The 22,705-nt window shown below is 61.1% G+C and carries 21 protein-coding genes and 1 rRNA gene; 14 read left to right on the top strand and 8 right to left on the bottom strand.

Features of this window, described 5'->3' with window-relative positions:
• Window positions 1-106: 106 nt before the first annotated feature.
• Window positions 107-222: ribosomal RNA gene (gene rrf / locus AC1D19_RS23495) — 5S ribosomal RNA — on the top strand.
• Window positions 223-289: 67 nt separating this feature from the next.
• On the opposite strand, the gene AC1D19_RS23490 is transcribed toward rrf, so the two are convergent.
• The 4 genes from AC1D19_RS23490 to AC1D19_RS23475 form a co-directional block, all read right to left on the bottom strand.
• Window positions 290-1,042: a bestrophin-like domain gene (locus tag AC1D19_RS23490; protein ID WP_477756100.1), complete on the bottom strand. Its 753-nt coding sequence runs from the start codon at window positions 1,040-1,042 to the stop codon at window positions 290-292.
• A gap of 201 nt (window positions 1,043-1,243) precedes the next feature.
• Complete coding sequence (locus tag AC1D19_RS23485; RefSeq protein ID WP_477764696.1) at window positions 1,244-1,657, bottom strand: VOC family protein; 414 nt, start codon at window positions 1,655-1,657, stop codon at window positions 1,244-1,246.
• A gap of 89 nt (window positions 1,658-1,746) precedes the next feature.
• Window positions 1,747-2,406: a TetR/AcrR family transcriptional regulator gene (locus AC1D19_RS23480; RefSeq protein ID WP_477764695.1), complete on the bottom strand. Its 660-nt coding sequence runs from the start codon at window positions 2,404-2,406 to the stop codon at window positions 1,747-1,749.
• A complete protein-coding gene (locus tag AC1D19_RS23475) occupies window positions 2,393-3,244 on the bottom strand; it encodes a 3-hydroxybutyryl-CoA dehydrogenase (protein ID WP_477764694.1) in 852 nt (283 codons plus the stop codon). The genes AC1D19_RS23480 and AC1D19_RS23475 overlap by 14 nt, the downstream gene beginning before the upstream one ends.
• Window positions 3,245-3,407: 163 nt before the next feature.
• Here AC1D19_RS23475 and AC1D19_RS23470 point away from each other — a divergent pair, with 163 nt between their 5' ends.
• Complete coding sequence (locus AC1D19_RS23470) at window positions 3,408-4,460, top strand: AraC family transcriptional regulator (protein ID WP_477764693.1); 1,053 nt, start codon at window positions 3,408-3,410, stop codon at window positions 4,458-4,460.
• A gap of 83 nt (window positions 4,461-4,543) precedes the next feature.
• On the opposite strand, the gene AC1D19_RS23465 is transcribed toward AC1D19_RS23470, so the two are convergent.
• On the bottom strand, window positions 4,544-5,770 hold the full coding sequence (locus AC1D19_RS23465) for a YbfB/YjiJ family MFS transporter (protein ID WP_477764692.1): 1,227 nt from the start codon (window positions 5,768-5,770) through the stop codon (window positions 4,544-4,546).
• Between the two features lie 112 nt (window positions 5,771-5,882).
• Here AC1D19_RS23465 and AC1D19_RS23460 point away from each other — a divergent pair, with 112 nt between their 5' ends.
• Window positions 5,883-6,758 (top strand): LysR family transcriptional regulator, encoded by an 876-nt coding sequence (locus AC1D19_RS23460; protein ID WP_477764691.1) that lies wholly within the window; start codon window positions 5,883-5,885, stop codon window positions 6,756-6,758.
• Window positions 6,759-6,875: 117 nt separating this feature from the next.
• On the opposite strand, the gene AC1D19_RS23455 is transcribed toward AC1D19_RS23460, so the two are convergent.
• The gene (locus tag AC1D19_RS23455) at window positions 6,876-7,598 is read right to left on the bottom strand and encodes a pirin family protein (RefSeq protein WP_477764690.1); all 723 of its coding nucleotides are present in this window, start codon (window positions 7,596-7,598) and stop codon (window positions 6,876-6,878) included.
• Window positions 7,599-7,856: 258 nt separating this feature from the next.
• On the opposite strand from AC1D19_RS23455, the gene AC1D19_RS23450 reads away from it, so the two are divergent.
• Both AC1D19_RS23450 and AC1D19_RS23445 read left to right on the top strand, forming a co-directional pair.
• Complete coding sequence (locus AC1D19_RS23450) at window positions 7,857-8,807, top strand: GlxA family transcriptional regulator (protein WP_477764689.1); 951 nt, start codon at window positions 7,857-7,859, stop codon at window positions 8,805-8,807.
• 151 nt (window positions 8,808-8,958) lie between these two features.
• Window positions 8,959-10,443 (top strand): ATP-binding protein, encoded by a 1,485-nt coding sequence (locus AC1D19_RS23445; RefSeq protein ID WP_477764688.1) that lies wholly within the window; start codon window positions 8,959-8,961, stop codon window positions 10,441-10,443.
• On the opposite strand, the gene AC1D19_RS23440 is transcribed toward AC1D19_RS23445, so the two are convergent.
• Entirely contained in the window at window positions 10,408-13,212 is a 2,805-nt protein-coding gene (locus AC1D19_RS23440; protein ID WP_477764687.1) for an ATP-binding protein, read from the bottom strand. The genes AC1D19_RS23445 and AC1D19_RS23440 overlap by 36 nt on opposite strands.
• Before the next feature lie 285 nt (window positions 13,213-13,497).
• On the opposite strand from AC1D19_RS23440, the gene AC1D19_RS23435 reads away from it, so the two are divergent.
• Both AC1D19_RS23435 and AC1D19_RS23430 read left to right on the top strand, forming a co-directional pair.
• On the top strand, window positions 13,498-14,073 hold the full coding sequence (locus tag AC1D19_RS23435; protein ID WP_477764686.1) for a flavodoxin family protein: 576 nt from the start codon (window positions 13,498-13,500) through the stop codon (window positions 14,071-14,073).
• 35 nt (window positions 14,074-14,108) lie between these two features.
• Window positions 14,109-14,933, top strand: a complete 825-nt coding sequence (locus AC1D19_RS23430; protein WP_477764685.1) for an alpha/beta fold hydrolase — start codon at window positions 14,109-14,111, stop codon at window positions 14,931-14,933.
• Between the two features lie 36 nt (window positions 14,934-14,969).
• Here the strand turns inward: AC1D19_RS23430 and AC1D19_RS23425 are convergent, their stop codons facing one another.
• Entirely contained in the window at window positions 14,970-15,425 is a 456-nt protein-coding gene (locus AC1D19_RS23425; protein ID WP_477764684.1) for a helix-turn-helix domain-containing protein, read from the bottom strand.
• A 261-nt stretch (window positions 15,426-15,686) separates the two neighbouring features.
• Here AC1D19_RS23425 and AC1D19_RS23420 point away from each other — a divergent pair, with 261 nt between their 5' ends.
• The 7 genes from AC1D19_RS23420 (at window position 15,687) to ycaC (ending at window position 22,645) form a co-directional block, all read left to right on the top strand.
• Window positions 15,687-16,676, top strand: a complete 990-nt coding sequence (locus AC1D19_RS23420) for an MBL fold metallo-hydrolase (RefSeq protein WP_477764683.1) — start codon at window positions 15,687-15,689, stop codon at window positions 16,674-16,676.
• Window positions 16,677-16,723: 47 nt separating this feature from the next.
• Complete coding sequence (locus AC1D19_RS23415) at window positions 16,724-17,644, top strand: LysR family transcriptional regulator (protein ID WP_477764682.1); 921 nt, start codon at window positions 16,724-16,726, stop codon at window positions 17,642-17,644.
• 898 nt (window positions 17,645-18,542) lie between these two features.
• The gene (locus AC1D19_RS23410) at window positions 18,543-18,902 is read left to right on the top strand and encodes a DUF6124 family protein (protein ID WP_477755081.1); all 360 of its coding nucleotides are present in this window, start codon (window positions 18,543-18,545) and stop codon (window positions 18,900-18,902) included.
• 191 nt (window positions 18,903-19,093) lie between these two features.
• Window positions 19,094-19,510 carry a DoxX family protein gene (locus AC1D19_RS23405; protein WP_218432098.1) on the top strand — a complete coding sequence of 139 codons (417 nt, stop codon included), beginning with the start codon at window positions 19,094-19,096 and terminating at the stop codon, window positions 19,508-19,510.
• Entirely contained in the window at window positions 19,503-20,111 is a 609-nt protein-coding gene (locus AC1D19_RS23400) for an antibiotic biosynthesis monooxygenase (protein WP_477755080.1), read from the top strand. Before AC1D19_RS23405 ends, AC1D19_RS23400 begins: the two co-directional genes overlap by 8 nt.
• A complete protein-coding gene (locus AC1D19_RS23395) occupies window positions 20,111-21,949 on the top strand; it encodes an amidohydrolase (protein WP_477755079.1) in 1,839 nt (612 codons plus the stop codon). The genes AC1D19_RS23400 and AC1D19_RS23395 overlap by 1 nt, the downstream gene beginning before the upstream one ends.
• 69 nt (window positions 21,950-22,018) lie before the next feature.
• Window positions 22,019-22,645: an isochorismate family cysteine hydrolase YcaC gene (ycaC, locus tag AC1D19_RS23390; protein ID WP_095942850.1), complete on the top strand. Its 627-nt coding sequence runs from the start codon at window positions 22,019-22,021 to the stop codon at window positions 22,643-22,645.
• Window positions 22,646-22,705 lie beyond the last annotated feature (60 nt).

Raw genomic sequence — 22,705 nt, 5'->3', positions numbered from 1 at the left:
GTGTGTGAAGACGCAATGAACCGAAAGTTCGACGCTCGCAAAACACCGAAAGCTATCACATACCCAATTTACTGAAACGTCGAAAGACGCTTCGGTACCCGAATTTCTTGACGACCATAGAGCATTGGAACCACCTGATCCCATCCCGAACTCAGCAGTGAAACGATGCATCGCCGATGGTAGTGTGGGGTTTCCCCATGTGAGAGTAGGTCATCGTCAAGATTAAATTCCGAAACCCCTATCTGCGTCTGCAGGTAGGGGTTTTGTTTTTGTCCGCAGGAAATCGAAACTACTGCCCCAACCGTTCCAGCGTATGCGTCAACGGTTCCAGAGACACACAGATAAAACCATCAAGCGGCCGATTGAGCTCTTCCACCAGCAAGATTGTTGCCCCGGTCGACAGGGCACACATCAACAGCACGACGACAATGGTCCCGTTGCGTGGTGCAAACAGGCCGAAGGAACCGAAGATAATCGCAAGCCACGACACCAGGATCACCAGCATCACCGGTGGGATCGATTGATTGGCTTGCAGCAGGGTCAACCAGCGGGTGGCAAAAACCGTGTCCATGTCTTGCAATGCCGCGGCTTTGAGTGAGCGTTGATCATCGTTGCCCGGCGACAGTGATTCGACCTGGCGTTGTAGACCTTCAGAGCGACGGATGACTTCGGGGCTATCGAGCGTTGCAATCTGACGGTGATCGCGAGAGGCGAGTACTTCCGTGACTTCGGCGTAGTTGTGCTTGAGCTCGGTGCGGATGTCCTGGGTGCCGGCACCGTAGCGGGCCAGCATGCGGTCGAATTGAACCACTTTCGCCGCCGCACCCTCCAGTTCGGCATTAGCCGTATCGAAGGTGCTTTTGGCTGAGGAAACGAGCAGGCCGAGAACCAGCGCCGACATCGTTGCGATGAGGCCGGTAGCCAGCTTTACCACCGCGACGGAGTCATCGCTCAGATGATGGCTAGGTAATCGCTCCCTTACGTACGAGCCCAGTAGTGCGCTGCCGAACAGGCAGGCGAAAACGATGAGGGCGATCACCACATCATTCAAATTCAACCTCCGCTGACGGTGTCTCCGGGGCGTGGGGGAAACTATTGGTACTTGATCACGATGCCTTTGAGTTTGCGCCGCTATCCATGTGGCTAGTTGACGGTAGCAGACAGACCGGGAGTTGCCAGAACGCCCAACCTTTTCAGGTTGGGCTTTTTTGTGCCTTCAATACTGTCGTTCGACAAAGGCCGTTTACTGATCCTTTTCGCAATTGACCATCCACGACACACCAAAACGGTCGACCAGCATGCCAAAGCGCGCCGCCCAGAACGTGGTTTCCAGCGGCATTTGCACGTTGCCACCGTCCGCCAGGGCATTGAAGACCCGCTCGGCCTCGGCAATGCTGTCGACGTTAAGTGAAATCGAACAGCCACTCATTTTATCGATGGGGCGATCCGGTGTGGTGTCCGAGCCCATGATGGCCTGATCGCCCACGATCAGGCGGGTATGGATGATCAGGTTGTGCAGATCCTTGGGGAAATGCTCACCGGCCGGCGTTTCGCCGAAGGTCAACATGGCTTCGATCTGGCCCTGCAGGCACTGCGCGTAGAACGTGAAGGCCGCTTTGCAGTCGCCGTTGAAGATAAGGTAGGGATTGATTTTCATGGTCGGCTCCAGGTGCTCGAGTACATACATCGGTTTGGACGCCGGTTTTTTCGGCGAATTCCGATTGTGTCGAGCCGACAAGCAAAGCGCTAAATCTTTGTCGAAGCTTGTGTTTCTTTAGATGTTTTTTCGATAGGACGCGCGAGGCTTATCGCCTCCGGCATACGCCGTGGTGCAAGCACACGTTCGATGGCGCCGCTGACCATGCTTTCCAGCAGCTCCTCACGTTCCTGCTCGTCCAGCACATGGGGCGTCAGCCAGGTGGGGGCGCTGTTGAGCAGGGCACCAATGGCATGCCCGGCGGCCAGCAGGCCTTGCTCGCTGAAACGGGACTTCGCGCCCAGCATCTTCAGCAGCGTACGTTCGTATTGCTCGCGCAATTGTTGAACCCGAGCCTGTTGCTCTTCGTTCAGGCAACCGCTGTCGCGCTCCACCAGGCGGAAATGCCAAGGCATCTCCCGATGCAGATTCAGATGGGCGCGGATCAGGCTGTTGAGTTTGTCGCGTTTGCCCGGGGCTTTTTGCTGGATACGTCCCAGGGTGGCCAGCAACTCCTCGTAGAACTCCTCGATCAGGTCGAGCAGCAGATGCTGTTTGCTCGGGTAATGGTGATACAGCGAGCCTGGAGAAAGCCCCAGGCACGTCGCGAGCTCACGCATGCCGACCTGGCCGAACCCCTTGCAGGCAAACAGCTCCAGGACTTTGTCCCGGTACTCGGCAAAGCGCGAGCAACGCTCAGGCATAGGCATGGAAGCCGCGCCCCGTTTTGCGTCCCAGGTAACCGGCGGCGACCATTTCCTTGAGCAACGGCGCCGGGCGATATTTGCTGTCGTTGAAACCGTCATAGAAAGCTTCGAGGATCGACAACAGGGTATCCAGGCCAATCAGGTCCGCCAGGGCCAACGGGCCGATAGGCTGATTGCAGCCCAGGCGCATGCCGGCGTCGATGTCTTCGGCGCTGGCCAGACCTTCCTGGAACACCAGGATCGCTTCGTTGATCATCGGCACCAGGATCCGGTTGACCACGAAGCCCGGACGGTTGCCGGCGGTGATCGCGGTTTTGCCGAGGGTGGTCGCCATGTCCAGCGCCAGTTTGTGGGTCGCGTCACTGGTTTGCAGGCCGCGGATGACTTCGATCAGGCCCATCACCGGCACCGGGTTGAAGAAATGCAGGCCGATGAAGCGCTCAGGCTGGCTGACACTGGCGGCGAGTTGGGTGATCGACAGCGACGAGGTGTTGGAGGCAATGACGCATTCGCTGCTGACTTGCGCGGCGATCTGTTGCAGCACACGCAGTTTCAGGTCGAGATTTTCCGTCGCCGCTTCGATGACCAGCTGCGCGTTTTGCAGGCTGCCGTAATCGGTGCTGGTGCGGATTTTGTCGAGGGTGGCCTGTTTCTGCTCCAGCGTCAGGGTTTCCTTGGCGATCTGCCGGTCCAGGTTTTTACCGACGGTTGCGACGGCTTTTTGTAACGCGCTTTCTGATATGTCGAGCAAGGTCACGTTGAAACCGGCCATGGCGCAGACTTGTGCGATGCCGTTGCCCATGGTGCCCGCACCGATCACCCCGATGTTTTGCAGATTCATGTTCCCATCCTTCGATCAAACCCTGCGATACCTTGGCCGCGACTGCAGCCGAAGGCGTACTATTGCCGCGAGTCTAGAGCCGGCAGGGCGGTTGTCCTATGCCAAAACTGTTCAACGGCAATGATGTTTTTTGCCATTCGGGTGATGAGAGAGAAGCGTACCAATGCGGGAAAAGGACTCGGTTGCCGCCTATTTCGTGCAGGCAATGATCCATGGGCTGAGGGATGACCCGCAGCGCGTGACGGCCGTGCTCGAACAAGCGGGCATTGATCCGGCGGTCATGCACCAACCCACGGCGCGGGTGCCGGCCAACGCGTTTGCGGCGTTGTGGCTGATACAGATTCGCGAGCTCGACGACGAGTTTTTCGGGCTCGACTCCCATGGCATGCCGCCGGGCAGTTTCGCCCTGATTTGCCGTGCCCTGATTCAGGAACCCGATCTGCACAAGGCCATGCGCCAATGCCTGGCCAACTTCGGGTTGTTCCTGTGCGACTTTCGCGGCTCGCTGGCCGTGCGTGGCAAGCGTGCGGTGATCAGCCTGGAAACCCGTTCGACGGATAACGATGCCAGTCGGTTTGGTGAAGAAACGTTCCTGGTGTTGATGATCAGCCTGCTGTGCTGGCTGGGTGGCCGGCGCATTCCCATTGATCGCGCGGACTTCCGCCATTCGCGCCTGTCGCTGGGTGACGATCGCCTGCTTTGGGGCCCAAACCTGACCTTTGGTGCCGAGCGCACCGAAATCGAATTTGCCAGCCACTACTTGCGCCTGCCCGTGGCGCAGGACCTGGCTTCGCTAAAGGTGTTTCTGCGCACCGCGCCGCAATGGCTGGTGATCCGCTTTCGTAACCAGCATGGCCTGGCGTCACAGGTTCATCAGCGCTTGCGCGGCAGTCATTACAGCGAATGGCCGACATTGCAGGCCTTTGCCCTGGAACAGCACCTGAGCCCCAGCACCTTCCGCCGCAAACTGGAGCGTGAAGGCTGTTCCTATCAGGAGATCAAGGACGAAGTACGCCGTGGCGTAGCCTTCGAGCAACTGCGTCAGAGCGACGCGAGCATCAGCGATATCGCCGAGCAACTGGGTTTCCAGGAACCCAGCGCCTTCCATCGGGCGTTCAAGAAGTGGACCGGGGAAAGCCCGGGGCGCTATCGGGCCCGCTATCAGGGGGAGCAGGGCGTTGAGGTCGCCACCCTACAGGAACCCTGCGAGCCCTGAGCCATCGTCGGTCCGGTAGCAGGATTTCAGGGCCACCGGGTTCGGTGATTTCGATCAGGGTCATGGTCTGCGGGAGTGTCATTTCATACACCTGCATTGAGCGTTGGCGATTTGGTCGAGCGACTGAGCAGTCGGCTGCCCAGTTCCAGCAACAGCGCTACAACGATGGCCCCGGCGGCAATCACGAACATCAAGGCATGATGGCCACCACTGGCATTGAACAGCGCCGAATAAGCAAACCCCGAGAGGGCCTGGAACGTCGCGAACGACACGGTGGCGCGGCTCCAGGCAATCTGCTGCTGGTGATGGTTGGGGATCAATTCATGCACCCGGGCCAACGCCAGCGGCACGATGCCGGGCGGGAAGGAGCCGAGGATCACCGCCAGCAAAGCCAATGCCGCGAACGAACTGCTGATCGATAAAAGGCCAACCGCCAACGCCTGTATTACCAGCACGATGCGGATCCCCGTTTTCGCGCCCAGTTGGTCGGCCAGAAAACCGTAGCTCACTGGCCCGACAATCGCGCCAAGGCCATACATCACCCAGATCAGCGCGCCGACATGCGCCCCGGCATTGAGCCCCCGGGCGACGTAATCCACCAGGAACACCATGGCCGGCACCAGTCCGGCGGCCATGAACGCGTATTGGGCGAACAGCAGGTAAACGCTCGGGTCGGTGGGGGCAGGCGACGAGGTATCCGACGGCGCAGCGGCGACCGGGTGCGCAGCGGTTGGCCAGCCAAACCAACTGGCGGCGGTGAGGACCAGGGCCAACAAGCCAAGGCCGAACCAGGTTTGCTGCAAGCCGAGGCTCAGCAGCGGCGGCACGATCGTTCCCGAGCCGGCAATACCCAAGCCGATGCCAAGGAATATCGCACCGCTGGCCAGGCCCCTGCGGGTTGCCGGTACGTGAGGCAATACGGTTCCCGCCACCAACACCATGATCGCGCCACCGGCGATCCCCGACAGCAGGCGCCAGCCGAAGAACCAGCTCATCGACAACGGAAAACCACAGGCGAAAAACGCCAGCGTCACTGCCAGCATCATCAGGCGCAGGGCGGTCTTGTTCGAGGTCCGGCGTGCCAGCGGATGGCCGATCAGTGCGCCGATCAGGTAGCCCACCAGATTGGCTGCACCGAGGTACACCACGTCGCTGGCGGAAAACCAGTGGGCCTGGATCAGTGAGGGAATCAACGGCGTGTAGGCGAAACGCGCCAGGCCGATGCTGACCAGGCTGGCGCAGAGGCCGGCGAAGATCGGCAGCCAGATCGCGCTGGGCGCCGGGGTAAGGGGAGGCGATGAACTGTGCATGTGCATTGTCCTGTAAGGTCACTCAGGCCTCCAGCATATCGAGGTTTTTCGAAGCATTAATGCAGCGATTACGCGCTATGATGATGCGTAATTGCATCATCAGGAGAGTGTGATGAATTGGGATGACGCCCGGGTATTTCTCGCGGTTTGCCGTGAATCGACGTTGCGTGGTGCGGCGCGGGTGTTGGGGGTCGACCAGGCCACGGTCGGCCGGCGCATCACGGCGCTGGAAAAGTCATTGAGTGCGACCTTGTTCCTGCGTACCTCCGAAGGTTATGCGCTGACGGCTGTCGGCGAAGCGGCACTCAAGGCCGTAGAGAAAATGGAGCATTCGGCGCTGGAGCTGGAACGCCAGATCCAGGGCCTGGACGAACGCCTGACCGGCACGGTTCGCGTCAGCACCACCGACTCCCTGGCGATCGATTTCCTGATCCCGGCGATCGCTCGTCTGCATCGACAACACCCGGATGTACGGGTGCAACTGGACGCCACCACGCAGATCCTCAGCCTGGCCAAACGCGAGGCGGACATCGCCGTACGCAACACCCGACCGGACAACCCGGACCTGATCGCTCGCCGAATCGCCCGCTGGCCGGTGGGTCTGTTTGCCTCGCAAGCCTATGTCGATGCCCTCGGCGTGCCGGAGCCCGGATCGGCGTTCGCCGGGCATGACCTGGTGGTGTATCAACCGTACTTGCAGGGCAACAAGGACCTGACGCTGGTCTCGGAACCGGTGGCGCGCGGGCGGATTGTCGCGAGCCTCAGTTCCAGCCTGCTGGTGCGCCGCTCGATTGCTGCGGGAATAGGGGTCGGGGAAATTCCGGTGTACATCGGGGAGAAGGAGGGGCTGGTCAGGTTGTGGCCGGAGCGCTCGCGGCCGTTGCCCTATGACATCTGGCTGGTAACCCATGCCGACCTGCGGCATACGGCCCGGGTCCGGGCGGTGATCGATGAGATTGTCGCGGGGTTTGCCGGGACTGGTGAATAATTCCAGACAACACAAATCCTGTGGGAGCGAGCTTGCTCGCGATGGCGTTGTGTCATTCAACATTGATGTCGTCTGACACTCCGCTATCGCGAGCAAGCTCGCTCCCACAGGGTTTTGTCATGGCATTTCCGGCAGTTCCTGTGGGCGCAAGTCGAAGACCAATACTTCAGCATCCACGCCGTTGCTCAAAGTCAGCGCCTGTTCATCACGAACCCGCATACCGTCGCCTTCCTGCAACAACACACCGTTGAGTTCGACGCTGCCCCGGGCCACGTGTACATAGGCGTAGCGGTTGGCGGCGAGTTCCAGGGTGGCGCTTTCCTTGCCGTCGATCAGTCCGGCATACACCCGTGCATCCTGACGCACCTTCAACGAACCCTTGGCGCCGTCCGGCGAGATGATCAGTTGCAGGCGCCCACGTTTTTTCTGGGGGCTGAAGTGCTCTTGCTGATAACGCGGTTTGGCGCCACTGACGTCGGGCACGATCCAGATCTGCAGAAAGTGCACCGCCCGGGTGCTGGAGTGGTTGAACTCACTGTGGGCCACGCCACTGCCTGCGCTCATCAGTTGCACGTCGCCGGGGCGGATCACCGAACCGGTGCCCAGGGTGTCCTTGTGTTCCAGGGCACCTTCAAGCACATAGGAGAAAATCTCCATGTCGCGGTGCGGGTGCTGGCCGAAGCCTTTACCAGCGGCAACGCGGTCGTCGTTGATCACCAACAGGTCAGAAAAACCCTGCTCTTTCGGGTTGCGATAGCTGGCGAAGGAAAAGGTATGGAACGACTTCAACCAGCCGTGATTGGCCAGGCCACGATCCGAGGCTTTGCGAAGAGTCAGCATGATGAAATCTCCTGTGGGGACGTGAATTCGTCCGACTGAGGAGAAGGTTAATGGTTACTGGTTGATGCAATAAGTAGGTAGAAATTGAAATACTGTCTCGTTGTGGTTGACGGTTTTTTGTGAAATGAATCGCCGGTGTTTGAGGCATAATTCGCCCTAACTCCCGACGACCAAACCTGTGGGAGCGGCGGTGCGGCGATCCCACAGGTTTCAATGTCAGTCAATGCTTCCTGATTTGATCCCAGTGAATTCCAATCCATGAAAACCGTGGCAATGGTGCTGTTTCCCGACTTTCTCCTGCTCGATATGGCCGGGCCCATGGAAGTGTTTTCCATCGCCAATCGTTATCTGAAACCCGACGATCACTATGTGCTGTCGACCATCGGCACTGAGCCCGGCGCACTGCGGGCGTCCAACGGGGTGAGCGTGCATGCCGACCGGCACATCGATCAGGCCTGCGAGGGTTTTGATTTGCTGCTGGTGCCCGGTGGTCCCGGTGCCTACAACGAACGGCATCCGCCATTGCTCGACTGGCTCAGGCACAACGTCAGCCGGTCCGCCGCTTATGGCTCGATCTGCACCGGGGCGTTCGTGTTGGGGCATGCAGGTTTGCTCGACGGCTATCGCGTCACCACCCATTGGCACTACACCGAGCGGCTGATCAAGGGCTTTCCGAAGGCGACCGTCGAGACCGATCAGATCTTTGTCCAGGACCGTAACCTGATCACCTCCGGTGGCGTCACTGCCGGGATCGACCTGGCGTTGTCGGTGGTGGCGCAGGACCACGGCAAGAAAGTCGCCCAGGACGTGGCCAAGGTGTTGCTGGTGGTGATGAAGCGCCAGGGCGGACAGGCGCAGTTCAGCCCGTTGATGGCGGCGGTGGCGCCTCACGAAACGGCGATTACCCGCGTGCAGAACCATGTGCTTGAACATCTCGATGAAACCTACAGCATCGAGCGCATGGCGGGTCTGGCCAACATGAGCCCGCGCCACTTCGCCAGGGTGTTCGCCCGGGAAGTGAACATGACGCCGATGGAGTTTCTGCAAAGCGCACGCATCGATTGCGCCAGGAACCTGCTGGAAACCACCGAGTTGCCGCTCAAAACCGTGGCGTTCAAAAGTGGCTTCGGCAGTGTGCGGCACATGCGTTTTCTATTCAGTGAAAAGCTCGGCCTGACCCCGACCCAATACCGCGAGCAGTTCAGCTAGCGCGCATGTCCGTCGTGCGCACCGCAATGGCCGTGACGCTCCCCCCGTGGCAGTTGTATGGTCACCGAGGCCTGCCAAGATACCGCTGAACTCATTGCAAGGACGGTGCGGGGCCTGGGCTGGAAGCCAGGTTTCCAGCGGGTGACGGCCCATGAACAGCCTCAGAGATATAAACAGCGAAGCGGTGCTGCAATTCGGGCCCTACGCTTTCCACCTCAGTCAGCGACTGGTGCTGGAGGGCGATCGACCGCTGCGCCTGGGCGGCCGTGCCCTTGACGTGTTGCAGGTGCTGGTCGAGCACGCAGGTTCAGTGGTCAGCAAGGAAGAGTTGATTGCGCAGGTCTGGCCGCGCTCCGTGGTCGAAGAGATCAACCTGCGGGTGCACATTGCCGCCCTGCGTCGTGCCCTGGGCGATGGGCAGAACGGCCAGTGCTACATCGTCAACATTCCCCAGCGCGGCTACAGTTTTGTCGCCCCGGTGCAGCTTTCGCCAGAGCCTGTAGCGTTCCCGAGCGGGACCGTACAAAAGCTCCTGCACAACCTGCCGGCGCGGCTCACGCCGATTACCGGGCGCGATGCGGTTGTCGGCAGCCTGGTGCGGCAGTTGCCGGTGCGCCGATTCATGACCCTGGTCGGGCCTTGCGGGATCGGCAAGACCACCGTGGCGCTGCGCGTGGCCGAACTGTTGTTGCAGCACTATCGGCATGGCGTGTGGCTGGTGGACCTGGCGGCGATCGATGACCCGGCGCAAGTGACTGATTACCTCACTCGAACCCTTGAACTGAAGGTCGGCACCACGCTGGAGACGCTGGCGCAGCGGCATGCCTTGTTGGTGCTCGACAATTGCGAACACCTGCTCGAACGCTGCCAGACGTTGATCGAAACACTGCTGCACTCGATGCCCCGGCTGTCGATCCTCGCCACCAGCCGCGAGCCCCTCAAGGCGTCTGGCGAAACCGTATTGCGTCTGCCACCGCTGGCAGTGCCGCCGGCGTCAGGGCTGCGTAGCGTCGCCGAGGTCATGGGCTATTCGGCGGTGCAGTTGTTCGTCAGCCGTGCCCGGGCTCGTTTGCACGGGTTCACCCTGCGCGAACAAGACCTCAGGACCGTACGGGATATCTGCCGACGCCTCGATGGCCTGCCGCTGGCGATTGAACTGGCCGCGGCGCAAATCGATGCGTTGGCGCTGGTGGGGTTGCAAGCGCAACTCGACAACTGTTTTCAGCTGCTGACTCAGGGCCGCCGCACAGCCGTTCCCCGACATCAGACCCTCAAAGCCGCTCTGGACTGGAGCTACGAACGGTTGACTGCCGTGGAGCAAACCGTGTTGCAGCGTCTGGCGGTGTTCAAAATGGCGTTTACCCAGGAGGCAGCGATTGGCGTAATCAGCTGCGACGTGCTGCCGGTGGCCGAGCTGATCAAGGTGATGGAGAACCTCGCTCTCAAGTCACTGCTGTCCCAGGAGCAGGGTGGCGGTGTGACCCGTTACCACTTCCTCAATACCACCCGCACCTACGCACTGGAAAAACTCGAACTCAGTGGCGATTTGCGTGCCCTTGAAATGCGTTATGCCGGCTACATCAGTCAAGCGCGCTGGCCTTCAGGCGGGCAGGTGGCATTGCAACTCGTCGAGTAGCCGGCGAACCGTCATCAGGTCTGGCGTGGCAAAACCTTCGGTGAAGCGCTGGTAGATCGGTGCCAGCAGGTCATACGCCCTTTGGCGGTGGCCTTGACGCTGCCACAGTTGCGCCAGCGAGGTGGCGCTGCGCAGCTCCCAGGCCAGGGCACCCTGGGCTTTTGCCACCTTGAGTGCCTTGAGCAGCACGGTTTCGGCCGTTGCTACATTGACCGGGCAATCCGTTGCCAGCAATGTCTTGGCCCTGGCCCGCAGAATCTCTGCCGTGCTCCAGCCCGACACACCGTTTTGCGCGCGTTCGAGCAAACCATCGTCGACGTATGCCGTATCCAGCGTGACCATGATGTCTTTGATCAAACCGACACTTTGGCGGCCGGTCGGTCGAACATCGGTGCCGCCGATAACCTGCGCGTAGTATTGCGCCCAGTTGTAGAACAGTAGAACCGAGTGTTTCTGCGCCTGTTCCAGGAGCAGGCGCAGGAGTTCGCGGGCGCAGCGGGTGTCGCCGTTGTAGTAAGCGATCAGGCAGCCGGAGAGCGCCAGGGTGTAGCAGATCGATGTGCCGTGGTTGATCTGCAATGCGATGTCCAGTGCCTGCCGGGCCGCGCGCCAGGCCTGCTCCGGTTGGCCTTGCAGCCAGAGGATGCGCGCGTGGATGGTCAGCGCCGCAACGCTCTGGTCGTATTGCACGCCGAAACCATGGGTGAAACGGTTGAGATGACCGCTGTGGGCCATGCGTTGCAGCACCTGTTCGGCATGCTCCCGAGCCTGATGCTGGTCACCGCAGAAGTGCAGGGCCAGTACCCGCAATCGATGCATGCTCAGGGACATCAGGGCGTCGTCATGCAGCCCCAGTTGATCGAATTGTCGGCTCTGCTCCTGGGCCATCCGGTAATGACCGCAACAGAGATTGACCGCCAGGTGACCGGAAATCGCCAGTAACTGGCCAGCCACATCGTTGCACTGTCGGGCCAGGCGGTGGGCGCTGACGAAGGCGCCGACGGTTTCGTCGGTACCCCCCTGCGCGTGATAACAGGCGCTGCCCAGGGCCAGCATGAGGGCCATCTTCAGGCGCGGGCAAGGCTCGGGTGACTGCTCGAGCAAGGCCAGGGCCTTGCGCACATAACCGCCGTGTTCCTTGAACAGTGACAACTCCTGCCACAGGGGAGTGGACTTCGCGGCCAGGCGTATCGCCAGTGCCTGCGGCCCTTGAGCGTGCAAACCCCAATCGAGGGCTGCACGGATGTCCTCCAGAGCCCGGCCATAGCGCTCGATCCACAGGTCGGTCGAGGTTTTCTCCCAGTCGTCCTGCGCCTGTTGCATCAGCACCAGGCAGCGCTCGGCATGGCGTTCCCGCGTGCCGGGCAGGTCGGCGGTTTGCGCAAGTTTTTCCAGGGCGTAGCCGCGGGTGGTGTCGAGCAGACGGTAGTACACGTCTTCGTCGCCCACTTCCACGTTCAGCAACGACTTGGCGACCAGTTGCGTGATTGAACCGAACACCTCGCGCGGTTCTATGTGTTCGCCGACAATCACCGCGGCTGCCGACTCCAGGGTGAAACCAGCGCAAAACACACTCAGTCGGCGCAGGCAGGTCTTTTCGCAGGCAGTGAGCAGTTCGAAGCTCCAGTCCAATGTTGCACGCAGGGTCTGATGGCGTGCCAGGGGCGTCTGGCAGGACTGGTTCAGCAACCGGAAGCTGCTTTGCAACTGCGCCAGCAAGCCGTGCAATCCGAAGTTGCCCACTTGCGCCGCTGCCAGTTCGATGGCCAGTGGTATGCCGTCCAGTCGATGGCAAATGTCTATCAGCAGCGGCAGTTCATCATCGGTCAGTTCAAAGCTGTCATGACTGGCCATGGCCCGCTCGACAAACAGTTGCAGGGCGGAAAAGGTCATGGCCTGGGCGCGGTCGAGGACGGCGATGGGCGGCGGGCAGTCGAGTGACTCCAGACGCTGGACGAATTCCCCTTCGGCCCGCAGGCTCTCGCGGCTGGTGGCGAGGATGTGCACGTGCGGCGCACTGCGCAGAATGTCTTCGCTGAGCTGGGCAATGGCGTCGACCAAGTGTTCGCAGTTGTCGATGATCAGCAGCATGTGGCGATCGCGCAGAGAGTCTGCAAGTCCGCTCAGGGGAGCGTCGTCGTGCAGGGCCAGTTCGAGTAGCGTCGCCAGATGACCGTTAATCATCAGCGGGCAGTTGATCGGGGCCAGGTCCAGCAGGTGAATGCCGTCCCGGTAGCGACCGATCATTTGTTCGGCGACCCGCAGGGCTACGGTGGTCTTGCCGATGCCGCCGGGGCCGAGGAGGGTGATGAAGCGCTGGCGGGGCAGTTGCTCCATCAGGTTGTCGACCAGGGTCTGCCGGCCGATCATGCGCGTGCGGCGCACCGGCAGGTTATGCCGGCTCGACGCGGTACGTGCGGGCTCCGGCGCTTGCTCGGCCTGTTCCAGTGAATGCGGTGCGACGAAACTGTACCCGCGCTGGGCCACGGTGATGATGTAGCGCTGGCCGGCCTGACCGTCGCCGAGCGCCCTGCGCAACGCGGCCATTTGCACCCGCAGGTTGATGTCTTCGACCACGCTGCCGGGCCAGACCCGGGCGATCAATTGTTGCTTGCTGACCACGTTGCCGGCGTGTTCCAGCAGGATCAACAGGATGTCCATGGCGCGCCGACTCAGGCGCAAGGGCTGGTCGGCCTCCATCACCAGGCGTTGTCCGGGGTAGACCCGGTAGGGGCCGAAATGAACAGCCTGTTCGGGGGAAAGGGTCAACGAGTCGCTCCTGCTGCATCCGTCTAATACGCGGTTTTCGAGCATATTCCTCAGGTTTTTTACCCAGCGCAATGCGCCGCCCGGGTGACTGAAGGGGCAGGCATTGACTCTAACGTATCGGCCAATGGCTGTCGGTCCCGTGATCATTGGGCGCGACAGACGGACAGCAGTTGCCGAGGCTTTTTGCGCGCCATGGAAATTTAACAACGTTTAACTCGTCGCGCGTCCGGTCTGCGCCAAAACTCGCTCCTACAAAGGGATTCAATCCATCGCAAGGACAGAGCAATGAGCAACGTGGTGGTGGTCTATCACAGTGGCTACGGGCACACCCGGGTCATGGCCGAAGCCGTGGCCGGGGGCGTGGAACGGCACCTGGGCAGCACCTGCCAGTTGATTCCGGTCCAGGAGGTGGACGAGCACTGGGAGCGGCTGCACAACGCCGACGCCATCATCTTCGGCGCGCCGACCTACATGGGCAGCGCCTCGGCGGCCTTCAAGGCATTCATGGAGGCCACGGCGGCGTTCTACCTGGCCCAGCCCTGGCGCGACAAACTCGCGGCCGGTTTCACCAATTCCGGCTGCCTGTGCGGCGACAAACTCAGCACCTTGTTGCAAATGGCCGTATTCGCCGCCCAGCACTCGATGATCTGGGTCGGCCTCGACCTGCTGCCGGCGCGTTCCAGCACCGGCGCGTTCAACGGCCAACTCAATCGCCTGGGCAGCTCACTGGGCGCCATGGCCCAGTCGAATGTCGAACAATCCCCCGACGATGCCCCTCCGCCCGAGGATCGCTGCACTGCCGCGCACCTGGGCGAGCGCGTGGCGCGCCTGGCGGATCGCATGAACCCGCTACCGGTTTGATTCACACCCCAACCCTCGTTAAGGAGGCATCACCCATGAGCACCTTTACTACCCGCGACGGCGTCGAGATCTACTACAAGGACTGGGGCACCGGTCAGCCGATTGTCTTCAGTCACGGCTGGCCGCTGAACGCCGACAGCTGGGAGTCGCAGATGATTTTCCTGGCCTCCAAGGGCTACCGGGTCATCGCCCACGACCGTCGCGGTCATGGGCGTTCCAGCCAGCCGTGGTCGGGCAATGACATGGACCATTACGCCGACGATCTGGCGCAGTTGATCGAGCTGCTCGATCTGCAAAACGTCGTGCTGTTCGGCTTCTCCACCGGCGGTGGCGAGGTGGCACGTTACATCGGTCGCCACGGCACCGGGCGCGTGGCCAAGGCCGGGCTGATTTCCGCGGTGCCGCCCCAGATGCTCAAGACCGAAGCCAACCCCGGCGGCCTGCCGCTGGACGTGTTCGACGGCATCCGCCAGGCCTCGCTGGCCGACCGTTCGCAGCTGTACATCGACCTCGCCAGCGGCCCGTTCTTCGGCTTCAACAAACCCGGCGCGAAACCGTCCCAGGGCATGATCGACTGGTTCTGGATGCAGGGCATGATGGCCGGGCACAAGAACGCCTATGACTGCATCAAGGCGTTCTCGGAAACCGACTTCACCGAAGACCTGAAGAAGTTCGACGTGCCGACCCTGGTGGTGCATGGCGACGCGGATCAGGTCGTGCCCTACGAAGCGGCGGGAGTCTCCTCTGCAAGGCTGGTGAAGGGCTCGACCCTGAAGATTTACCCGGGCGCCCCTCACGGTTTGACGGACACCCACAAGGATCAGCTCAACGCTGACCTGTTGGCGTTCTTGAAAAGTTAAAAAGCCGGATCAAAAGATCGCAGGCTTCGCCAGCTCCTACAGGGTTGCGTGCATGCCCGTAGGAGCTGCCGAAGGCTGCGATCTTTTGCTTTTAAGGCCATGCACCACCTGACTGCGCCACGCAAACGGATTGATGCCTTCGCTGCGGGTGAAAATGTGGCAGAAGTGCGCCTGATCGCAGAAGCCGCATTCGAGGCTGATCTGCGTAAGGCTCATGTCGGTGTACTGGATCAATTGCTTGGCCAGGGCCACGCGCTGCTGGCGGATCCAGTCCTGGGGCGAGAGGCCGGTGCTGCACTTGAACGCGCGGGAGAAGTGACTGCGCGAGAGGGCGCAGGCCTGTGCCAGTTCGCTGACTTCCAGGCTGTCGCCCAGGCGTTCGAGGATCAGTTGTTTGACCAGCCGTTCGCGCTGCGAGCTGAGGCCGCCGGTGTTGGTCTTGCGTGGTTCGCTGGCAAGTGCGCGGGCGGAGGTGTGCTGTGGGAAAGCCATGGCCATTGTCCGGTCGGGGGAGGAAAAGCACTGGCGCCCGGTTTGAGCGATCAGCACCGTTACTCTGGAAAAACAGTTCTGCGCTGAGGGCTTCATTGTTGGCGGCGCCCGCTGTGGCTGACGAGTTAAACGTTGTTAATTCCATGCCCGAGGTTGTGAACACAGCACATCGTTGCAAGTGCGGGCGACGTCGATGGGCACAAGATGCGCAATCTGGAGCGGGCCACAACGGACCGTCGATTGGTTTGAAAAGGTGAACAGATGAAACGGACATGGCAGGGAACGCTGGGCGCCATCGGCCTGGTTCTGATATCCGCCAACGCGCTGGCCCAGGCGCCTGCGCAGGTGGGCTCGCAAGTACCCGGTTACTTCCGGCTGGCGCTGGGGGATTACGAAGTGACGGCGCTGTTCGACGGTTATAACGACCTGTCGCCGAAGCTGTTGCAAGGCATGAGCCAGAGCCAGATCCGCGCGCTGTTGGCCCGTCGTTCGATTGAAACCCCGGGTGTGCAGACCGCCTTCAACGCCTTTCTGGTCAATACCGGTAAACAGCTTGTCCTGATTGATACCGGGGCAGGGCAATGCATCGGTCCTACCGCCGGCCAGCTTGCGGCCAACCTGCAAGCGGCCGGCTACAAACCCGAGCAGGTGGACGCCATCCTGATCACCCACCTGCACCTGGATCACGTCTGCGGTCTGGTGGATGGCCAGCAGCAACCGCTGTTCGCCAATGCCACGGTGTACGCGGCCAAGGCCGAAGCCGACTACTGGCTCGACCCGCAGGCGTTGGCCAAGGCACCGGAAGCGGCCAAGGGCTACTTCAAAATCGCCCAGGATTCCACCGCACCTTACGTGGCCGCCGGCCGATTCAAGACCTTCACCCCCGGCCAGTCGCCGCTGCCGGGCGTGGTCGAGGCGCAACTGGAAGCCGGACACACGCCGGGCAGCACCACGTACCGTTTCACCTCGCAAGGGCAAAGCATCCTGTTCATGGGCGACCTGGTGCACAACCTCGCCGTGCAATTCCTGCACCCTGAGGTATCGATCGGTTTCGACGTCGACAGCCAGCATGCGATCAAAAGCCGCAACCAGGTGTTCAGTGCCGCTGCCACCAGCAAGACCTGGGTGACGGCGGCGCACCTGCCATTCCCCGGCATCGGTCATATCACCGCCGAAGGCAAGCATTTCCAGTGGGTGCCGGTGGAATACGGACCGTACAAACGAGCGGCGAACGTGCCGTTGATCGAGTAAAGTCGGCAGTTCTCGCGCCTGGCCGACCACACAAGGAACCCGAGCCTATGAACCGTAACGATCTGCGTCGCGTCGACATGAACCTGCTGGTGATTTTCGAAGCCCTGATGTTCGAAAAGAACCTGACCCGCGTCGCCGAAAAACTGTTCATGGGTCAGCCGGCGGTGAGCGCCGCGTTGGGGCGTTTGCGCGATCTGTTCGACGACCCGTTGCTGTTGCGCAACGGTCGCGGCATGGAACCGACGGCGCGTGCGTTGGCGATTCTCAAGGAGTTGCAGCCGGCGATGGACACCATTTCCGGCGCGGTCAGCCGGGCCAAGGAATTCGACCCGGAGACCAGTTGCGATGTGTTCCGCATCGGTCTGTCGGACGATGCCGAGTTTGGTTTGTTTCCACCGTTGCTGCGTCAGTTGCAAGAGGAAGCACCGGGCATCGTCGTGGTCGTGCGGCGGGCCAATTACCTGTTGATGCCGGCGCTGCTGGCGTCGGGGGAAATCTCGGTGGGCGTGAGTTACACCACGGATCTGCCGGCCAATGCCAAGCGCAAGAAGCTGCGCGATATTCCCTGCAAGGTGCTGCGCGGCGACACCCGGCCGGGGACGCTGACCCTGGATGAGTACTGCGAGCGGCCCCATGCGATGGTGTCGTTCTCGGGGGACTTGAGCGGCAATATCGATCTGGATCTGGCGAAGGTCGGGCGCTGTCGTCGTGTGGTGCTGGGGGTGCCACAGTTCAGTGGGTTGCGGGCGTTGCTCGCCGGGACCGAGATGATTGCCACCGTGCCGGATTATGCGGCGTGTGCGTTGGTGGAGGGGTGTGGGTTGCGGGCCGAGGATCCGCCGTTCGAGATTGAGGCGGCGCAGTTGTCGATGGCCTGGAGCGGGGTGCATGACAATGATCCGGCGGAGCGGTGGTTGCGGTCGCGGATCAGTCAGTTCATGTCTGTGGCTTTGGATATTCCTTCATGATCGAGTACATATCCGTTTCTTCGGTAACGGCGGCTGGCGGTTTCGCCCTTACGGCGAGTCACTTTTTTTACAAGCGCCTAAAAAAAGTAACCAAAAAAACGCTCGCCCCGAACGTACGGCCCCTCGCTAAGGCTCGGCGTTCCTTCGCTGCGGTATTCATCCGGGGGCATTGCCCTCCGGTCGGCTTCGCTTCGACCTACATGCAATGAGTTCGACTGCGTCGAACGGCGCTGCGCGCCCATCCCCGGATGAACACCTCCACTCAGCCTGCCGAGGGGGCGGGTGGATCAAGATCAAGAGCTGCAGGCGAGCTAACGCTCGGCCTGATGAGTGGTGAGAAGCGTCTGTGTACGCCGATCAACTGTAGGAGCTGGCTTGCCAGCGAAGGCGGCCAGCCAGCCAACCAATCTCTCACAGATGTACTCAGCACCTGTAGGAGCGAGCCTGCTCGCGATAGCGGTGGATCAGTCAACACCAGTGCCGGATGTAATGCCGCCATCGCGAGCAAGCTCGCCACAGGGAATATGCAGTGTTCTGACAGCCCTGTTTAAAAGCCGTCAGCCTCTATTCCTGAAAGGCACACCGCCTTGCGTCGTTGCCTACAACTACGCCAGAATCCGCCGGCTTGTGAGTCTTGTACTCGGTCTTTATCGTTTCCCTGTCGCTGTAACTTCAGCGACCGGGTTTAGCGACCCGACCAGGTATAAGCGCAACAAGGCTCCAGTCTCTATTGCACATATTCGTGTGTTTGCAATTTTCGACATGGTGGCTGTGCGCGGGAGACCTTCGGGTCTGCCGGGTCTTATACCTCCCGGTTCGCTAACCTGCGTACAGCTGCCACCCTTACTTGTTTAGCGACGGGTTTTGGTGGTTTTACCAGGTATAAAGGAGCTCCGCCATGTTCAAACCAACCCCGAATCCCCCGCAATCCGACGACGTTTCCCCCTACGATTCGCTCGACTCCAGAAAGCTCCACGAAGCCGCCGACCGCGCACTGGATCACTACCTCAATCCCCCGAAAGATCCGGCTCCATCGCACAAACCCAGCACGATGTTTGTCATCGCCCCCGACATCAATACCGAAACTCTATTGGCCCACGCCTGCGAATCCCTGGCCTCGGCCAGCATCATGGCCAGTGACCTTGCGGGATTTCTGCAAAGCCCTCATCGCAACGCGCTGCTGGGGATTGCGCAGATCATCATGCTTGGTGAGCTGGCGGTGAATCGGGCGCTGGATAATCTCGACCCGCAGGAATAACCCGGTAGAGGCAACAACAAATAAACCTGTGGGAGCAAGCTCGCTCCCACAGGGTTCCATGTCGTTTGGTCGATCTCGGTCTTCCCGCAAACAGAGCACGTACATTCAATTTTTCCTCCCCCCGTCCCGGCACTATCGAATCCAGTCCCGGCGCATCGGCGCCGGTGTTTTTTCATTTGTGCGGGTAGGCCATGGACGCTTCGCGACGCGATGATCGGGCGCAAGACTGGGGGCTGCTGTTCCTGCGGGTCAGCGGCGGGCTGTTCCTGTTGTGGGTGCACGGTTTGCCCAAGCTGCTGCACTACAGTGCCGAGTTGCAAAACATCGAAGACCCTTTCCACCTGGGCGCGAACCTGACGCTGGTGCTGGCGATTTTCGCCGAGGTCGTGTGCCCGCTGCTGATCGTCGGCGGGTTGCTGGCGCGTCTGGCATGTTTGCCTATTCTGTTTGTGCTGTGGGTGTCGATGTTGATCGTGCATCCGCAGTGGACCCTCTTCGAAGGCCAGTTCGGCTGGCTGTTGCTGATTGTCTTCACCAGCATTTTCATCGCCGGGCCGGGACGGCTGGCGCTCAATGTCCGTTTCGCCGGAGCCTTGCGTTATGTCTGAATCCAATCGCCGTGAGCCGGCAAGTCCCGGGCCTGATGAGGTGGTGACCCTGATCGTCAAACACCGGGTCAAGGCCGGTTTCGAAGTGCCTTATGAAGCCTGGCTGCGCAACATCGTCAAGGTGGCCGCACAGAACGTCGGGCACTTGGGCGTGGATGTGGTGCGTGGCAAGCACACCGGCCTCGATACCTACACCTGCGTGCTGCGTTTTTGCTCGACCGAAGCGATGCAGAACTGGCTCGATTCACCGCAACGCCAGGCACTGGTCGACGAAGCCGCGCCGATGCTCGCCGATGGCGACCAGACCGAAGTCAATCCGGTCAACGAGTTCTGGTTTTCGCCCCAGGCCGAAGCCGGGACGCCACCGCCGCGCTGGAAGCAAGCAGTGGTGACGCTGCTGGTGATCCTGCCGCACACCTTGCTGGTGCCGCTGCTCTGGGGGCCGTTGTTGCGGCTCAACGCCTTGCTCTCCAACTACGTGGTTGCCACGTTCCTGATCACCCTGACCATCGTGCTGTCGGTGGTTTACATCTTCATGCCCATGGCGACGCGTCTGTTTGCGCCCTGGCTGTCTCCCGCTACTTTGCACGAGGAACCGTGATGAACGCCGATCTGATTCTGTTCAATGGTCAATTCCACACCGTTGACCGCGAAAAACCGCTCGCCAGCGCCGTGGCGATCAGCGACGGTCGTTTTGTCGTGGTCGGCAGCGATGCCCAGGCCATGGCCCTGCGTGGTTCGAACACCCAGGTGATCGACCTCAAGGGCCGTTGTGTGGTTCCCGGGCTCAACGACTCGCACTTGCACCTGATCCGTGGTGGCTTGAACTACAACCTGGAACTGCGTTGGGAAGGTGTGCCGTCACTGGCCGATGCCTTGCGCATGCTCAAGGATCAGGCTGACCGCACGCCGACGCCGCAGTGGGTGCGGGTGGTCGGTGGCTGGAACGAATTCCAGTTCGCCGAGAAACGTATGCCAACGCTTGCAGAGCTCAATCAGGCCGCACCGGACACACCGGTGTTCGTCCTGCACCTGTACGACCGCGCCTTGCTCAACCGCGCCGCGTTGCGCGTAGCCGGTTACACCCGCGACACGCCGAACCCGCCGGGTGGCGAGATCGTGCGCGACGCCAACGGCGAGCCGACCGGCATGCTGGTGGCGCGGCCCAACGCGATGATTCTGTACTCGACGCTGGCCAAGGGGCCGAAGCTGCCGCTGGAGTATCAGGTCAACTCGACCCGCCAGTTCATGCGCGAACTCAATCGCCTGGGCCTGACCAGTGCCATCGATGCCGGCGGCGGTTTCCAGAATTACCCGGACGATTACCAGGTGATCGAACAGTTGGCGAAGGATGAGCAACTGACCGTGCGCATCGCCTACAACCTGTTCACCCAGAAGCCCAAGGAAGAGTTGACCGACTTCAAGAACTGGACCGGCAGCGTGAAGCTGCACCAGGGCGACGATTACCTGCGGCACAACGGTGCCGGGGAAATGCTGGTGTTCTCGGCGGCGGACTTCGAAGACTTCCTTGAACCGCGCCCGGACCTGCCGCAAACCATGGAAGCCGAACTGGAGCCAGTGGTGCGCCATCTCGTTGAGCAACGCTGGCCATTCCGCTTGCACGCCACCTACAACGAATCCATCAGCCGCATGCTCGATGTGTTCGAGAAGGTCAATCGCGACATTCCGTTCAACGGCTTGCCGTGGTTTTTCGACCACGCCGAAACCATCACCCCGCAGAACATCGAGCGGGTGAGGGCGCTGGGCGGCGGCATTGCGATTCAGGATCGCATGGCGTTCCAGGGTGAATATTTCGTCGAGCGTTACGGCGCCAAAGCGGCCGAAGCCACGCCACCGATCAAGCGCATGCTGGCCGAGGGCGTACCGGTCGGTGCCGGTACTGACGCCACGCGGGTGTCGAGCTACAACCCGTGGACCTCGCTGTACTGGATGGTCAGCGGTCGCACCGTCGGCGGCATGGAGTTGCACGCCGAAGGCCTTTCGCGCCTGACTGCACTGGAACTGTTCACCCATGGCAGCGCCTGGTTCTCGTCGGAGCAAGGCAAGAAAGGCCAGATCAAGGTCGGGCAATTGGCCGACGTCGCGGCCCTCAGCGCGGACTTTTTCAGCGTCGATGAAGAGGCGATCAAGTGGATCGAGTCGGTGCTGACCGTGGTCGGCGGCAAGGTGGTGTACGGCGCCGGTGACTTCGAGAAGCTCGGGCCGGCCAGCGTACCGGTGCTGCCGGACTGGTCGCCGGTGGTGAAGGTCCCGGGCCACTGGCGCCCGACGTCGCCGATGCAGGCCCAGGTTCACCATTGCAGCGGCCCGTGCGCGGTGCATTCCCACAGTCATGAACGGGCGCGCCTGTCGAACGCGCCGGTCAGCGATTTCGCCGGTTTCTGGGGCGCCTTTGGCTGCTCGTGTTTTGCCTTCTGACCCATTTAAAAAAGCGCCGGCCCAACAGGTCGGCGTTGACTGCGACAACCATCCACCAAGGAGTTTCCAATGAGCAACGTACCTTACAAGCGCCTGAACAAAGACGATGCCGTGGTATTGCTGGTCGACCACCAGACCGGTCTGATCTCGCTGGTACAGGATTTCTCGCCCAACGAGTTCAAGAACAACGTGCTGGCCTTGGGTGACATCGCCAAGTTCTTCAAATTGCCGACCATTCTAACCACCAGTTTCGACAGCGGTCCGAACGGTCCGATCGTGCCGGAGCTCAAGGCGCAGTTCCCGGACGCGCCGTTCATTGCACGCCCGGGCCAGATCAACGCCTGGGACAACGAAGACTTCGTCAAGGCGATCAAGGCCACCGGACGCAAGCAACTGATCATCGCCGGTGTGGTGACCGACGTATGCGTGGCGTTCCCGACCCTGTCGGCCATTGCCGAAGGCTTTGAGGTGTTTGTGGTGACCGATGCTTCCGGCACCTTCAACACCACCGTGCAGCAAGCGGCCTGGGCACGCATGTCGGCCGCCGGTGCGCACCTGCTGAACTGGTTCTCTGTGGCCTGCGAGCTGCAAGGCGACTGGCGTAACGACATGGAAGGCCTGGCCAACCTGCTGTCTGAGCGCCTGCCGAACTATCGCAACCTGATCAATAGCTACACCAAATTTACGGCCAAATAAGACCCGTCAGTCGCTCCCACAAGGGATCCAGGCTGTTCACAGTATTTGTGAATGACACAG

This window comes from Pseudomonas sp. P1_C12, assembly GCF_056406435.1.
Note: the sequence above shows the minus strand (reverse complement) of the source record. Positions and strands in the feature narration are given on the sequence as shown.

Bases quoted from the DNA above. Each gene is read 5' to 3' on its own strand.
- AC1D19_RS23485 (WP_477764696.1), bottom strand. From the start codon at position 1,657: ATGAAAATCAATCCCTACCTTATCTTCAACGGCGACTGCAAAGCGGCC.
- AC1D19_RS23480 (WP_477764695.1), bottom strand. From the start codon at position 2,406: ATGCCTATGCCTGAGCGTTGCTCGCGCTTTGCCGAGTACCGGGACAAA.
- AC1D19_RS23475 (WP_477764694.1), bottom strand. From the start codon at position 3,244: ATGAATCTGCAAAACATCGGGGTGATCGGTGCGGGCACCATGGGCAAC.
- AC1D19_RS23470 (WP_477764693.1), top strand. From the start codon at position 3,408: ATGCGGGAAAAGGACTCGGTTGCCGCCTATTTCGTGCAGGCAATGATC.
- AC1D19_RS23465 (WP_477764692.1), bottom strand. From the start codon at position 5,770: ATGCACAGTTCATCGCCTCCCCTTACCCCGGCGCCCAGCGCGATCTGG.
- AC1D19_RS23460 (WP_477764691.1), top strand. From the start codon at position 5,883: ATGAATTGGGATGACGCCCGGGTATTTCTCGCGGTTTGCCGTGAATCG.
- AC1D19_RS23455 (WP_477764690.1), bottom strand. From the start codon at position 7,598: ATGCTGACTCTTCGCAAAGCCTCGGATCGTGGCCTGGCCAATCACGGC.
- AC1D19_RS23450 (WP_477764689.1), top strand. From the start codon at position 7,857: ATGAAAACCGTGGCAATGGTGCTGTTTCCCGACTTTCTCCTGCTCGAT.
- AC1D19_RS23445 (WP_477764688.1), top strand. From the start codon at position 8,959: ATGAACAGCCTCAGAGATATAAACAGCGAAGCGGTGCTGCAATTCGGG.
- AC1D19_RS23435 (WP_477764686.1), top strand. From the start codon at position 13,498: ATGAGCAACGTGGTGGTGGTCTATCACAGTGGCTACGGGCACACCCGG.
- AC1D19_RS23430 (WP_477764685.1), top strand. From the start codon at position 14,109: ATGAGCACCTTTACTACCCGCGACGGCGTCGAGATCTACTACAAGGAC.
- AC1D19_RS23425 (WP_477764684.1), bottom strand. From the start codon at position 15,425: ATGGCTTTCCCACAGCACACCTCCGCCCGCGCACTTGCCAGCGAACCA.
- AC1D19_RS23420 (WP_477764683.1), top strand. From the start codon at position 15,687: ATGAAACGGACATGGCAGGGAACGCTGGGCGCCATCGGCCTGGTTCTG.
- AC1D19_RS23415 (WP_477764682.1), top strand. From the start codon at position 16,724: ATGAACCGTAACGATCTGCGTCGCGTCGACATGAACCTGCTGGTGATT.
- AC1D19_RS23410 (WP_477755081.1), top strand. From the start codon at position 18,543: ATGTTCAAACCAACCCCGAATCCCCCGCAATCCGACGACGTTTCCCCC.
- AC1D19_RS23405 (WP_218432098.1), top strand. From the start codon at position 19,094: ATGGACGCTTCGCGACGCGATGATCGGGCGCAAGACTGGGGGCTGCTG.
- AC1D19_RS23400 (WP_477755080.1), top strand. From the start codon at position 19,503: ATGTCTGAATCCAATCGCCGTGAGCCGGCAAGTCCCGGGCCTGATGAG.
- AC1D19_RS23395 (WP_477755079.1), top strand. From the start codon at position 20,111: ATGAACGCCGATCTGATTCTGTTCAATGGTCAATTCCACACCGTTGAC.
- ycaC (WP_095942850.1), top strand. From the start codon at position 22,019: ATGAGCAACGTACCTTACAAGCGCCTGAACAAAGACGATGCCGTGGTA.